This window comes from Glaciecola sp. HA4-3, from assembly GCF_055693685.1.
The window spans coordinates 1,037,112-1,051,679 of sequence record NZ_CM146340.1; the positions used below are offsets into that span (position 1 = coordinate 1,037,112).

Here is a 14,568-nt window from a genome sequence, read left to right on the forward strand (position 1 = left end):
AAGATACTTTCGAGGATAGAATGAAGATAAGACGTTTTTTTGGCAAAGATATGCGCGAAGCACTTAAACAAGTGAAAGACGAATTAGGCGGTGATGCAGTCATTATGTCGAACAAAAAAAGCGCCGACGGCGTTGAGTTAGTGGTTGCCATTGACCCGTTTCACATGCCATTGCAGCAGGCAAAGACCGAAGCTGTGGTTGAATCGGCGTTTGAACAACCAAGTAAACCAACACCTAGTCTTAGCGAGATTATAGGCGACAGTGGTCCTGATAGTTTACAAGCGTTGCTAGAAAAACAACATTCTAAAACAAACAATGAATCATCACCAAATGCCGTTAATGAACAAGATAGAAAAGACGCATTACACTACTCGCAGCATCCTCAGTATGGCGCTGCACCAGAGCCTAGAGCCGATGAAAGAATTTTTCGCTCTCCTGCGTTTGTCGAAACCAAAGAGCAAGTGGATCAGCCAACCCAAGCCGATGGTATTCAGCCACCACCAAGCGTATTAGAACCGTCTCAAATAGACAATATCAAAGCGGAATTAGAATCGATCAAAAATGTCTTGAAGTACCAAGTGGCAGAATTGTCTGATGAGCGCAAAAAACGTCATAACCCAGTTCATAGTTTTCTCCATAAGCAAATTATTAAAATGGGCATTAGCCCTTTATTAGCGAAGCAGTTTGTTGAGTTTTTACCTCATCAAGTAGATGAAAAGAAAGGCTGGAAATACATTTTAAACTTGTTGTCCAATCGTCTACATGTAGGGGGCAACGATATTTTAAATCAAACGGGTGTTGTTGCATTAGTCGGACCAACAGGGACCGGTAAAACAACAACACTTGCCAAATTAGCGGCAAAATATGCCCAAAAATATGGACCTGAACAAGTAGCATTAGTCACTATCGATACCTATCGTATAGCCGCATATGAGCAATTAGCCACTTATGGCAAGATCATAGGGTGTGCAGTAAAAAAAGCGCACAACTCACAAGCACTTAGTGATGTGTTATATCAGCTTAGAAATAAAAAATTAGTGTTAATTGACACTGCAGGCTTCAGTCAACGCGATAGTCGTCTCATCCAGCAGTTAAGCGACTATGAGAATAAGCTTTCAGTTAATATTCGCAAGTATTTAGTTTTGCCTGCAGGCGCTCAGTATCAAGTATTAAATCAAACGGTGAAAGTCTATCAATCGACCGATATTCAAGGTTGCATATTTACTAAGCTAGATGAGTGTTACAGCTTAGGAGAGGCGCTAAGCGTATTGATTGAAAACGATTTGTCGTTAAGTTATGTGACTGACGGGCAACGGGTACCAGAAGATATCAAACTGGCTGATTCTGCAAATCTTACCTTAATTGCAGCCAAACTATTTCAAAAATACAACAACGACGCTCATATGGATGAAATGAGCAACGCGAGTTCACTATGATTGAAGATCAAGCAAGTAGTTTACGTAGCATGAATAAAAGCAAACAAGTAAAAGTGGTTGCGATTACCGGTGGTAAAGGAGGTGTTGGAAAAACCAATATCACACTTAATACTGCAATCGCAGCAGCAAAAAATGGTAGCCGAGTGATGGTACTTGATGCTGATCTAGGCTTGGCAAATGTTGATGTTATGCTGGGATTACGTGTTGAAAGAAACTTATCTCACGTGCTTAGCGGAGACTGCACGCTAGATGAAGTCTTAGTCACAGGGCCTTACGGGATTAAAATTGCGCCTGCCACATCGGGCACCAAAGCGATGACAGAATTAAGCCCTCATGAGCATGCGGGCTTAATCAGAGCATTTGGCGAGTTGCAAACGCCTATCGATATCCTGCTAATTGATACAGCAGCGGGTATTTCAGATATGGTGGTTAGCTTTTCAAAAGCCTCCCAAGATGTTGTTTTGGTAGTGTGTGATGAACCCACGTCTTTAACAGACGCCTACGCATTAATAAAGTTATTGAACAAAGAACAAGGCGTTTTCAAATTCAAGGTCGTTGCCAATATGGTGAGATCAGAACGAGAAGGCTAGGAGTTGTTTAACAAGTTATCAAAAGTGACAAGCAGGTTTTTGGATGTTGCTCTTGAGTTGGCAGCAATCGTGCCATTTGACGAAAACATTAGAAACTCAGTGCGTAAACAAAATGCAATTGTGGAGGCTTTTCCCACTTCGCCTGCATCAAAAGCAATATCAAATTTTGCAAAGGACTTGCAAACTTGGCCAGTTCCCATGCAAGCCGGTGGGCATTTGGAATTCTTTATAGAAAACCTTGTTTCTCTCCAAGATTAGAGTACGAGTAGGTAAACCAGAGTGAGTACTAAAGTGACAGGATATCAACAACAAATAGACAAGAACCAACTTGTTGAAAAGCATGCGCCTTTGGTCAAACGAATTGCGCATCATTTATTAGCGCGTTTGCCAGCAAGCGTGTTGGTAGATGATCTAATTCAATCGGGCATGATTGGTCTTTTAGAAGCAGCGCGCAATTTTGACGGTAACAAAGGTGCTAGCTTTGAGACGTTTGCCGGCATTCGAATTAGAGGTGCCATGCTTGATGAAATACGTAAAGGGGATTGGACACCGCGCTCGGTGCATAAAAATTCTCGCGCAATTACCGAAGCGATTAATCAAGTTGAACGAGCCACAGGCAGAGACGCTAGAGACACTGAGGTTGCTGAAAAACTTGAGGTTTCTTTGGATGCATATCATCAAATGTTGGGTGAAGTTAATGCTGGAAAATTGGTCGGAATTGAAGACTTAGGTGTCAGTGAAGATGTTTTAACTACGGAAGAATCAAAAGGTGCCGATAAACCTTTTGAAGACTTGATGCAAGGTTCATTTCAAAAAGCATTAGCAAAGGCGATTACCACATTGCCTGAGCGTGAAGCGATTGTTTTGTCTTTGTATTATGACGAAGAGCTTAATTTGCGTGAAATAGGTGAAGTGCTCGATGTCAGTGAATCTCGTGTCAGTCAAATACACTCGCAAGCGATGATTAAATTGAAGTCAAAAATGCAATCATGGCGAATCGAACAGTAACTGAGTCGAACAATAATTAATGCAGCAATTAACAAAGATCCATTGCGGAGGTAGTTTTGGATAAGAATATGAAAATCCTAGTGGTTGATGATTTTTCAACAATGCGTCGTATCATCAAAAACCTGCTAAAAGACCTAGGTTTTACCAACATTCAAGAAGCAGATGACGGTAATACCGCTTTGCCAATGCTTAACCAAGGTGATTTTGACTTTGTCGTCACTGATTGGAATATGCCTGGCATGCAAGGTATTGATCTATTGAGAGCTATTCGTTCTGACGACAAGTTAAAACACTTGCCTGTTTTAATGGTGACGGCTGAAGCGAAGAAAGAGCAAATCGTCGCAGCAGCTCAAGCTGGCGTAAATGGGTACGTTGTTAAGCCATTTACAGCTGCGACACTCAAGCAAAAATTAGACAAAATTTTTGAACGCCTAGGTTAATATTCCAACAAAAAGGGCATTGTCGATGTCTCAAGAAGAACCTTTGATAAGTTTAGAGCAAGCTAAACAGCTAGTGTCTTTTCTAGAAGAGCAAGATATAGAGTCTGCTAACGATATCATTCATACCATCGCGCTAGAGGAATCAGCCGAATTATTTTCAGAAGTGGGGAAGTTGACGCGTCAATTACATGACTCGCTCAGAAACTTTCAACTTGACGAACGCTTGAGCATGCTCATGCAATCAGAGATTCCAGATGCCACCTCTCGTTTAGAGTATGTAATACAAGAAACTGAAAAAGCTGCCAACAGCACAATGGATGCAGTTGAAAAAAGTATGCCTTTAGCAGAACAGCTTAATGATCGTTTAGAAAGTATATTACCTGAATGGAAAAAGCTGATGAGCCGCCAAATTGAAGTTGGCGAGTTTAAAACACTTTGTGTTGAGTTAGACAAACTATTAACCGACGCAAAAGATGATTCAAGAGAATTAAATAATAGCTTAACGGAAGTGCTTATGGCACAAGGTTATCAAGATTTAACGGGGCAGGTGATTAAGCAAGTAATCAGCCTAGTTAACGAAGTTGAAACGCACTTAGTTGATATGCTTGCCACGTTTAGTGACGCGGAAACAAATAGAGATAAACCTCAATCTTCTATCAAAACTGACGATAAGGTAAAAGCTGAAGGGCCAATTGTAAACGCCTCTTCTCGAGATGATGTGGTCAACGGACAAGACGACGTCGATGATTTGTTGTCTAGTTTAGGGTTTTAGGGGGTTCGATAATGTCATTTGAAATGGATGAAGATATCTTACAAGATTTTCTAGTTGAAGCAGGGGAAATCCTTGAGCAGCTTCAAGAGCAGCTTGTCGACCTTGAAAACAACCCTGATAACGCAGACCTACTCAATGCCATTTTTAGAGGTTATCACACTGTAAAAGGTGGAGCCGGATTTTTATCGCTTACCGAATTAGTCGATATTTGTCACGGCGCTGAAAACGTGTTTGACATTATGCGCAATGGTCAACGTACTCTGACTCCAGAGCTAATGGACGTGATATTGCAAGCAACCGATGTGGTTGTAGACATGTTTGAAAAAGTAAAATCACGTGAACCGCTTGAAGCTGCGCCAGCTGAACTTATCGATATATTGCACAAGCTAAGCACACCAGAGCAAGAAGGTGAGGATATTTTTACTACGGCTTCAAGTGATGAAGAACAGTCACCAGCGCAAGTCGAAGAGCCTCAAGAAGTCGTTGTAGAACCTCAAAATGATACAAGTGCAGATAAAAGTGAAAGCACTGAAAGTATCGATGAAATAACAGATGATGAATTTGAAGCGCTACTTGATGAACTGCATGGCAGTAAATCTGGCCCAAGTGCTACCCAAGATACTTCTTCACAAACCAATGCTTCACAAACCAGCGCTCCACAACCAAATACGTCTTCAGATAAGCCAGATGATAATGCGGGTAGTGATGATATTAGCGATGATGAATTTGAAGCGCTGCTTGATGAGCTTCATGGCAAGGGTGGGTTTTCTACCTCTGATGCGTCATCTGCCAAACCGCAGGAACCTGCAGCACCTGCAGTCGCGGGCAATAACGATGATGATGAAATTAGCGACGAAGAATTTGAAGCTTTATTAGATAATCTGCATGGCAAAGGGCAAGGTCCCGCGCCAGTTGCCAATGAAGTACCTACAAACTCTGATGCGGTAAATAAAGCTAAAGACGATGTGAAAACGGCACAAAAAGCAGCGCCAAAAACGCAAGATACTAAAAAGCCGGCTACACAAAAACCTGCAGCAAAAGCTGACAATAAAGCATCAAGTGCTGCTAAGCCTAAAGCCCCTGTTGCTGCCAAAAAACCAGATTCGAAACCAGCTGCACCACAAGCTGAGACGACCGTTAGAGTCGATACTAAGCGATTAGACCAAATAATGAATATGGTCGGTGAGTTGGTACTAGTGAGAAATCGTTTACTTAGCTTAGGTATTACCAATGCCGACGAAAGCATGACCAAAGCGATTGCAAATTTAGATGTCGTGACTGGCGATTTGCAAGGTGCGGTAATGAAAACGCGGATGCAGCCTATTAAAAAGGTGTTTGGCCGCTTCCCAAGAGTCGTTAGAGATTTGGCTCGCACCCTGAAAAAAGAAATTTCCTTAGTGCTGGAAGGTGAAGAAACTGATTTAGATAAAAATTTAGTAGAAGCACTTGCCGATCCTTTGGTTCACCTTGTCAGAAACTCTGTTGATCATGGTATTGAAATGCCTGATGAACGAGAAGCAGCAGGTAAACCTAGAATGGGAACGGTCAAACTAGCAGCTTCACAAGAAGGTGATCATATTCTATTGACCATTGCTGATGATGGTAAAGGAATGGACGCTGAAAAGCTAAAAGGCATTGCGATTGACAGAGGTGTTTTAGATGCAGATGCAGCAGCAAGAATGTCGGATGTTGAAGCCTTTAATTTGATTTTTGCCCCCGGGTTCTCTACCAAAACCGAAATAAGTGATATTTCTGGTCGTGGTGTTGGTATGGACGTGGTAAAAACAAAAATTAACCAACTCAATGGTGCGGTCAGCATCAATTCAGCTTTAGGTGAAGGTACAACTCTAGAAATTAAAGTGCCCCTAACGCTAGCGATTTTGCCTACCTTGATGATAGTGGTTGGTCAACAGACTTTCGCGCTTCCACTTGGCTCGGTAAATGAAATTATCAATATGGATTTAAGTAAGACAAATACAGTTGATAATCAACTTACGATGATCGTCAGATCAAAGGCAATCCCATTGTTCTATCTTAGTGAATGGCTGAACCCAAATGGTGGTGAATCGGATCGTGCACTTGGACATGTGGTAGTGACGCAAATTGGAACACAGCAAGTTGGTTTTGTTGTTGATTCACTTATTGGTCAAGAAGAAGTGGTGATCAAACCTTTAGATACCTTGCTGCAAGGAACACTACAGGTATGGCTGGGGCGACAATTACCTCAGATGGAGGGATAGCCCTTATACTTGATATCCCAAGTCTATTGAAACGCTATGCATAGCGTATTGATTCGGATTTATAAATAAGGCGTAGTTCAATCCATGAAAACGTGGACGCTGGTCAATCAAAAGGGGGGTCGGTAAAACGACGAGTGCCGTTTCTATGGCAGCGGCCTTGAGTAAATTGGGGCATAAAGTTTTGCTTATCGACATAGATCCGCAAACGTCCCTTACGCATTATTTTCGTCTTGATAGTGATAGCAATATTACCTTGTATGATGTTTTTATGGCTTCATTATCGCCTCAACATTTACAGTCGCTAATTGATGACGCCATATTACCAACAAGTCACACTAATATATCGATGATTACAGCTCATATGGCATTGGCAACCTTGGATAAAAGTCTTGGTGATACTCCAGGCAAGGGCCTACTATTAAACAAAATTATTGAAAATATCGACAAGTCCTCACATGAGTTTGATTATGTGTTAATTGATAGCCCACCAGGTTTAGGTGTATTGATGGTTAACGCCTTAGTCGCAGCTGATCACATCATTATCCCTACACAAACAGAGTATATGGCGATACAAGGTGCGCACTCAATGCTTAAGACAATCGATATGATGCGCTCTAGTTTGTTTAAAAACCCTAGCGTCATAATTGTACCAACCATGTTTGATCGTCGCTTAAATGCCTGTGTACAAGGATATAAGTCAATGCGTGAGCGATATAAAGACATAGTGTGGAAAGGATATATACCAAACGATACAAAATTTAGAGAAGCCAGTGTCCAAGGCTGCTCCATTTCTACAGTAGCGCCTCATTCAAAAGGCGCCTTTGCATATGAAAAGTTGATTAATGACTTATCTCAAGTAGCTATGATAAAAGTGAAACGTTCATGAAAAAAATACATCATACCAGTTATGCAAAACAAGCTTTAGATGATTACTTGCAGGACTTAACTTTTACACAAATTGAGCAAGAAACTGCAAACAGTACAGTGCCAGAAGAGCCAAGGGTCTTATTGGATAAAACAAGCAGTTTATCTGCACTATTTGATAACATTGATACCAAAATATCTCAGATAGATAATGATAATGTAGATGTTCAGCTTGATAATGAAAATGCTAAGCACCAGCCTTGCAATAATCCTACAAAAGAACCGATATACCATGATGGTTTGCGAAACCCAACTATCTCTTTATTCGACAGCTTACCTCAAGATTTTAGTGTCCTAATATTTAGACTATCAGACATTACATTAGCTATTCCATTAATCGAATTGGGCAGTATTACTAAAATAACGCAACTCAAAACTCTACCGGGCAAACCAAGATGGTTTAAAGGCGTGTTGCTGGGCAATGAGAAAAATCTACAATGTATTGATGCCAGTGCGTGGTTTTTAGGAGATAAAGGTAATAAAAATCGAACAACTGACGATACATATCAATATGCAATTCAATTAGGTAAGTCTGACTATGCATTATGCTGCGATGAAGTAATTACCAGTCAGTCTTTGTCAAAGCAAGATTTAAAATGGTCAAAAGACTCACAGATGACCAAACGCCCTTGGCTTGCAGGTATGGTAAAGGACAAAATGTGCGCACTGATTGACGGTGCAAATTTGGTACAAGTTGTGCTTAATTAACAAGACTATGAACATCAACACAACGATATTGAGCGGAGCAACAGCGAATGTCTGAAGAAAGAACTACATCAAATAACTCAGAGCAAAGTGAACAAGAATTGCAATGGGTCACATATCGCCTTGATGACGAGACTTACGGCATCAATGTTATGCAGGTTCAAGAAGTACTTAGGTATACAGAAATAGCCCCGGTACTCATGGTGCGCCTAATTACGTGTTGGGGATTATTAACCTGCGAGGTAATGTCGTCACCGTTATTGATACTCGTGCAAGGTTCGGACTACCTCCTTCAGAAATTACAGACAATTCTAGAATTGTTATTATTGAATCAGATGAAAACGTGGTAGGTATTTTGGTTGATAGTGTTGCTGAAGTTGTGGACCTTAAACTTTCAGAAATCGACAGTGCGCCAAATGTGGGAACAGAAGAGAGTGCTAAATTCATTCAAGGTGTCAGTAATCAAGGAGATGAGTTACTTATTTTAGTTGATTTAAATAAGCTACTTTCAGATGAAGACTGGGATGATGTGATGTCATTATAGACATTTACATGTCATAGAGTTTTAGCAAGCGGCTGGTTTTTACCAGCCGTTTTGCTATATTCATATTACTATTTGCAACGCTACTACCAAAAGTGATTTTCTGAATATGGCCGAATTTTTGACACCTGAAGTCGTAATGTTATCGATGGTGCTTTTATTATGTATGGTGCTAGTTTTATGCGTTTTTATAGTGCGAGTAAACAAGCGTCTAAATCGTTCGATATCCCTGATAAACGATCTTTATCAATCGCATAAGACGCTTAGTGCTTCGATTGACGAAAAGCTAAGTCAGCGCAACCATGCAGTTGACAATGAATCACAAACACTAGTGTCAATCCTTGATGCACGTGTATCTGATATCGATAATAAACTCACGAAACTTGCACATCAAACCGACAAACTAGAACAAGATGACCCTGCTTTAAAGATGTATAGCAAGGCAACGAAATTAGTCGCTAGTGGGGCAAGCTTAGAAGATATTATGGAAGCATGTGAACTACCTAGAGCAGAAGCTGAAATTCTTATTAGCCTACATCGGCGCGAAAACAAATAAACATCTAAATGTTTAGACGTCTAGACGTAAATATGTTGACTTTTAGCGTGTAATCTACACAATAGGCACTCATACCCAATCGTGATAAGACGGGAGTGGCTAATGCCTATTAAATTGCCGGATGAATTACCCGCCCTAGAGGAATTGCAAAACGAAAATATTTTTGCAATGGATAGTGCTCGCGCAAGTCGCCAAAATATTCGACCTTTGCAGGTAGGTATTTTGAATTTGATGCCAAACAAAATTGAAACAGAACTTCAAATCCTACGTTTGTTATCCAATACTCCTTTACAGATTAATATTGACTTGATTCGCATTGATGAATCAGTCCCTAAAAATACGCCGATTTCACACATGAATGCTTTTTATACTGTATTTAGCGGCGCCCAAAAAAAGCAATACGACGGTTTAATTGTGACGGGTGCGCCATTAGGTGATATTGCTTATGAACGGGTAAAATATTGGCCTCAAATGTGTGAGTTAATGGACTGGGCAAAGCACAACGTGCAATCAACCTTTTATATTTGTTGGGCGGCACATGCTGCTATGTATCATTTTTATCAGACTAATAAACAAGTCAGTCAACATAAGCTATCGGGTGTCTTTGCACATACAGTATTGCAAGACAAAAATGAGTTAATGAGGGGATTTGATCCTGAGTTTTGGGCACCACACTCTAGAATATCCTACATTACAGATGATGATTATTATCAAGTTAATGAGCTTAGTGTATTAGCAAAGTCTAATGATGCGGGGGTCTATCTTGCGGCCACTAAAGATAAAAGAATGGTGTTTGCTACTGGGCATCCTGAATATGATCCATTGACTTTGGATCAAGAGTTCAAACGAGATAAAGAGTCAGGCGCAGAGCCAAACGTACCTGTGAATTATTATCATAATAATGATCCCTCACAAGATGTAAAAGTGAGATGGAAGTCTCATGGTAATTTGCTATTTACAAACTGGCTAAATTATTACGTTTATCAAACTACCCCTTATGACTTAAGTCAATTGAGCGGACGCTAAGAGAAGATCGATCAACATGGAAACAACATCAGATATCAGTCAACAACTGTATGATATAGCTAAGCAACGCATTCTTGTGCTTGATGGCGGTATGGGCACAATGATTCAAGACCATAAATTAAGTGAGCAAGACTACCGAGGTCATCAATATGCTGATTGGCACTGCGATCTTAAAGGTAATAATGATTTGCTATCGATTACACAAGCTTCGTTGATCAAAGATATTCATACGGCATATTTGTTAGCGGGCGCGGATATTATTGAAACCAATACTTTTAACGCGACCGCGATTTCGATGTCTGACTATGACATGCAAGATGAAGTTGTAAAGATTAACCTCGCAGCCGCGGCACTTGCTCGACAAGCATGTGACGAAATGACGCAAAAAACACCTAACAAGCCTAGGTTCGTTGCAGGGGTTTTAGGACCGACAAGCCGAACGGCTTCAATATCGCCAGATGTAAACGACCCATCAAACCGAAATGTAAATTTTGACGAGCTTGTTGTTAATTATAAAGAAGCGACTCAGGCCTTAATTGAAGGTAAGGTCGACCTAATAATGCTTGAAACAATTTTTGATACCTTAAATGCTAAAGCAGCTGCTTATGCAGTTGAAGAGGTATTTGAAAATCTTGATGTGCGTCTGCCTGTTATGGTTTCAGGTACTATTACCGACGCCTCAGGAAGAACGTTATCGGGACAAACGACAGAAGCATTTTACAATTCGATGCGTCATATCAACCCGATTTCAATGGGACTCAATTGCGCACTCGGGCCTGATTTATTGCGTCAATATGTCGCTGAGTTATCACGTGTTAGTGATTGTTTAGTTTCGGCTCATCCCAATGCTGGTTTACCAAATGAGTTTGGAGAATATGATATGGACGCCCAAGAAATGGCAGCCCATATTGGTGAGTGGGCGCAAAGTGGCCTAGTTAATATTGTGGGGGGTGTTGTGGTAGTACGCCAGAACATATTACACAAATTAGTCGAGTTGTTGCCAATCATCAGCCACGTCCGCCTAAGTCTATTGAAATAAAAATGCGCTTATCAGGGCTTGAGCCTTTTACTTATTAATAAAACTAATTTTTGGAAATTGCAGTGTCACAAGGTTTTTCAACATTTATCAACATCGGTGAGCGAACCAACGTAACAGGTTCGGCTATGTTTAAACGCCTAATCATGTCAGAAGATTTTGATGCGGCTTTAGATGTAGCTCGTCAGCAAGTGGAAAACGGTGCTCAAATTATTGATATCAATATGGACGAAGCCATGTTGGATTCTGAAGCTGCCATGGTCAAATTTCTTCATCTAATCGCGTCTGAACCCGATATTTCTAGAGTACCTATTATGGTTGACTCTTCAAAATGGAGCGTGATTGAAGCAGGCTTAAAGTGTATACAGGGAAAGGCGATAGTTAACTCTATTAGTCTAAAAGAAGGTGAAGATCTTTTTGTTGCGCAAGCAAAAAGATCAAACGTTATGGGGCTGCGACGGTAGTGATGGCGTTTGATGAAAAAGGCCAAGCAGACACGTGTGAACGTAAAATCGAGATTTGTCGCAAAAGTTATGAGATTTTGGTCAACAAAGTTGGCTTTGCGCCAGAAGATATTATATTTGATCCCAATATATTTGCAGTTGCTACAGGCATCGAAGAGCATAACAACTACGCGGTAGATTTTATCGAAGCGACCAAAGTTATCAGGCAAACACTTCCTCATTGTCATGTATCGGGTGGCTTATCCAATATATCATTTTCATTTAGAGGCAATAATCCTGTTCGTGAAGCAATGCATTCCGTGTTTTTGTATCACGCTATACGCGCAGGCATGGATATGGGCATTGTTAATGCCGGTCAACTTGAAGTGTATGATCAAATTCCCGATGAGCTTAGAGAAGCAGTGGAAGATGTTATTCTTAACCGCACGATAGATGCGACTGACAAGCTGCTTTCATTAGCGCCAAAATATCAAGGTGATGGCAAAGAAGCAGCCAAAGAAGATTTATCATGGCGCAAGCTAAATACCAGCAAGCGGCTCGAGCACGCTTTAATCAAAGGTATTACTGAATACATCGAGCAAGATACAGAGCAAGCCCGACAAGAAGCAGAAAAACCCCTTCATGTAATAGAAGGGCCCTTGATGGATGGGATGAATGTTGTGGGAGATTTGTTTGGTGAAGGCAAGATGTTTTTACCACAAGTGGTTAAGTCTGCAAGGGTGATGAAAAAAGCCGTCGCTTATTTGCAGCCATATATTGAAGCTGAAAAATCTGGAGATGCTCGCTCAAATGGCAAAATTGTCATGGCAACAGTTAAAGGGGATGTACATGATATAGGCAAAAACATTGTGGGTGTGGTTTTGCAATGTAATAACTTTGAGGTCATTGATTTAGGTGTCATGGTGCCTGCAGCAACCATTATTCAAACAGCGATTGACCAAGACGCTGACATGATTGGTTTATCGGGCTTGATTACACCATCGCTTGATGAAATGGTGCATGTTGCACAAGAAATGCAACGCTTGAAACTTAATCTTCCCTTACTTATTGGCGGTGCGACTACCTCAAAGGCGCACACTGCGGTTAAGATAGAACAAAACTATAATCATCCTGTTGTTTATGTCCCCAATGCAAGCAGAGCGGTAGGGGTATGTCAAAAGTTGATTTCCCAAGAGCATAAATCGGCTTACGCACAAAGTATAAAAGACGAATATGAAAAAGTCCGAGAACAACATGCCAAGAAACGTCCAAGAACAAAAAGTATTAGTTTTCAAGCGGCCCGTGATAATAAATTCACCTGCGACTGGGAAAATTATGCGCCGTTGGTGCCTGCTTTTCTTGGGGCTAAGACCATTTACGCAGACATAGCATTGTTGCGCCAATTTATTGATTGGACGCCTTTTTTTCTGACATGGACCTTGGCGGGTAAATATCCACGAATTCTACAAGACGAAATAGTCGGAGAGCAAGCAAGCGTGCTGTTTGCAGAAGCTAATGCAATGCTAGATATGCTGGAAAACAATGAACAGCTTCAAGCACAAGGTCGTGTCGGTATATATCCTGCTAATAGTATCGATGAAACAATTGAAATATATGCTAGTGATGGTTCGGGTTTGTTATTATCTCGCGCTCATCATTTGCGACAGCAAACCATGAAACCTAAAGGGTTTAATTATTGTCTTAGTGATTTTATTATTCCAAAAAGTGTGGGTAAGCAAGATTACATTGGTGCCTTTGCAGTAACCGCGGGAATAGGCGAGGATGATCTTGCAAATAGCTATGAAGAACAAGGTGATGACTATAATTCAATTATGGTCAAAGCCATTGCCGATAGGCTTGCAGAAGCATTTGCAGAATACTTACATCAAGTAGTTAGAAAAGAGTTATGGGCTTATGTACCTGATGAAACTCTTGATAATAAAGCACTAATCATGGAAAAATATCAAGGTATTCGACCTGCACCAGGTTATGCAGCTTGCCCAGAACACACCGAAAAGCAGGTGATATGGGATTTGCTGGAAGTAGAAGAAACTATTGGTATGAAACTAACTTCCTCTTATGCAATGTGGCCTATGGTGCATCGGTATCTGGTTTTTATTTTTCTCATCCAGAGTCTAGATATTTTGCCGTTGCTAAAATACAAAATGATCAACTCGAGCATTATGCATCGTGTAAAGATTGGTCTATTGAAAAGGCAAAGAAGTGGTTAATGCCAAACTTACAGGATTAAATGATCATAATGAGTACACAGTTGAAGCGGTTTAGCCAAGCTTGTGAGAACAATAAAGAGGTGATTCTGGCTCAATTAGTACATTTATTTGCAAAGCACAAACACGTCTTAGAAATAGGCTCAGGTACAGGCCAGCACGCCGTATACTTTGCTAAACACTTATCTCATCTTAAGTGGTATACCGCTGACCAACTCGAGTATCATGATTCGATAAAACAATGGATTTATGAATATCCAAGTGAAAACCTTTGTTTACCCATGACATTCACTATTCCTAAAGACCCTTGGCCAGATGTTCCAATTGATGCTGTGTTTAGCGCCAATACTGCGCATATTATGCAACGAGACGAAGTTAAAGCAATGATGCGCCTGATTCAACGGAACTTGCCTGCGGGCGGCATATTTTGCCAGTATGGGCCTTTTACACAAGATGGTCGTTTTACTAGCCAAAGTAATAAAGATTTTCATCACAAATTGCTAGCGTCAGGTCGAGGGGGATATAGGGATATCGAAGAGCTTCAATCTTGGGCTGATGAATTGAATTTGCTCAATATAATTGATATGCCAGCCAATAATCATTTGTTGGTTTGGCGAAAATAA

Annotated in this window: 10 protein-coding genes and 4 pseudogenes; all 14 read left to right on the forward strand. The window is 40.7% G+C overall.

Annotated features, from left to right (window positions below; all coding sequences use genetic code 11):
* Positions 1–20: 20 nt before the first annotated feature.
* The 14 genes and pseudogenes from flhF to ACZ1G6_RS05010 all read left to right on the forward strand — a co-directional run bounded on the left by flhF (position 21) and on the right by ACZ1G6_RS05010 (position 14,568).
* A complete protein-coding gene (gene flhF, locus ACZ1G6_RS04945; RefSeq protein ID WP_472618320.1) occupies positions 21–1,436 on the forward strand; it encodes a flagellar biosynthesis protein FlhF in 1,416 nt (471 codons plus the stop codon).
* A pseudogene (locus tag ACZ1G6_RS04950) lies at positions 1,433–2,284 on the forward strand (MinD/ParA family ATP-binding protein). Before flhF ends, ACZ1G6_RS04950 begins: the two are co-directional and overlap by 4 nt.
* 21 nt (positions 2,285–2,305) lie before the next feature.
* Positions 2,306–3,034 carry an RNA polymerase sigma factor FliA gene (locus ACZ1G6_RS04955; RefSeq protein ID WP_472618321.1) on the forward strand — a complete coding sequence of 243 codons (729 nt, stop codon included), beginning with the start codon at positions 2,306–2,308 and terminating at the stop codon, positions 3,032–3,034.
* A 56-nt stretch (positions 3,035–3,090) separates the two neighbouring features.
* Entirely contained in the window at positions 3,091–3,474 is a 384-nt protein-coding gene (gene cheY, locus ACZ1G6_RS04960) for a chemotaxis response regulator CheY (protein WP_472618322.1), read from the forward strand.
* 25 nt (positions 3,475–3,499) lie between these two features.
* Entirely contained in the window at positions 3,500–4,246 is a 747-nt protein-coding gene (locus ACZ1G6_RS04965; RefSeq protein WP_472618323.1) for a protein phosphatase CheZ, read from the forward strand.
* Positions 4,247–4,257: 11 nt separating this feature from the next.
* Entirely contained in the window at positions 4,258–6,486 is a 2,229-nt protein-coding gene (locus ACZ1G6_RS04970; RefSeq protein ID WP_472618324.1) for an Hpt domain-containing protein, read from the forward strand.
* A gap of 106 nt (positions 6,487–6,592) precedes the next feature.
* Positions 6,593–7,372 (forward strand): ParA family protein, encoded by a 780-nt coding sequence (locus tag ACZ1G6_RS04975; RefSeq protein WP_472618927.1) that lies wholly within the window; start codon positions 6,593–6,595, stop codon positions 7,370–7,372.
* A complete protein-coding gene (locus ACZ1G6_RS04980) occupies positions 7,369–8,118 on the forward strand; it encodes a chemotaxis protein CheW (protein ID WP_472618325.1) in 750 nt (249 codons plus the stop codon). Before ACZ1G6_RS04975 ends, ACZ1G6_RS04980 begins: the two co-directional genes overlap by 4 nt.
* A gap of 47 nt (positions 8,119–8,165) precedes the next feature.
* Positions 8,166–8,659 (forward strand): annotated as a pseudogene (locus ACZ1G6_RS04985) (chemotaxis protein CheW).
* A 106-nt stretch (positions 8,660–8,765) separates the two neighbouring features.
* Positions 8,766–9,212, forward strand: a complete 447-nt coding sequence (locus ACZ1G6_RS04990) for a DUF2802 domain-containing protein (RefSeq protein ID WP_472618326.1) — start codon at positions 8,766–8,768, stop codon at positions 9,210–9,212.
* A gap of 102 nt (positions 9,213–9,314) precedes the next feature.
* Positions 9,315–10,238 (forward strand): homoserine O-succinyltransferase, encoded by a 924-nt coding sequence (locus ACZ1G6_RS04995; RefSeq protein WP_472618327.1) that lies wholly within the window; start codon positions 9,315–9,317, stop codon positions 10,236–10,238.
* A 16-nt stretch (positions 10,239–10,254) separates the two neighbouring features.
* A pseudogene (locus ACZ1G6_RS05000) lies at positions 10,255–11,315 on the forward strand (homocysteine S-methyltransferase family protein).
* 24 nt (positions 11,316–11,339) lie between these two features.
* Positions 11,340–13,968, forward strand: a pseudogene (gene metH, locus ACZ1G6_RS05005) (methionine synthase).
* Between the two features lie 9 nt (positions 13,969–13,977).
* A complete protein-coding gene (locus ACZ1G6_RS05010) occupies positions 13,978–14,568 on the forward strand; it encodes a DUF938 domain-containing protein (protein WP_472618328.1) in 591 nt (196 codons plus the stop codon).

Coding starts and splice junctions, on each gene's coding strand:
- ACZ1G6_RS04965 (WP_472618323.1), top strand. CDS start 3,500: ATGTCTCAAGAAGAACCTTTGATAAGTTTAGAGCAAGCTAAACAGCTA.
- ACZ1G6_RS04980 (WP_472618325.1), top strand. CDS start 7,369: ATGAAAAAAATACATCATACCAGTTATGCAAAACAAGCTTTAGATGAT.
- flhF (WP_472618320.1), top strand. CDS start 21: ATGAAGATAAGACGTTTTTTTGGCAAAGATATGCGCGAAGCACTTAAA.
- ACZ1G6_RS05010 (WP_472618328.1), top strand. CDS start 13,978: ATGAGTACACAGTTGAAGCGGTTTAGCCAAGCTTGTGAGAACAATAAA.
- ACZ1G6_RS04970 (WP_472618324.1), top strand. CDS start 4,258: ATGTCATTTGAAATGGATGAAGATATCTTACAAGATTTTCTAGTTGAA.
- ACZ1G6_RS04990 (WP_472618326.1), top strand. CDS start 8,766: ATGGCCGAATTTTTGACACCTGAAGTCGTAATGTTATCGATGGTGCTT.
- ACZ1G6_RS04995 (WP_472618327.1), top strand. CDS start 9,315: ATGCCTATTAAATTGCCGGATGAATTACCCGCCCTAGAGGAATTGCAA.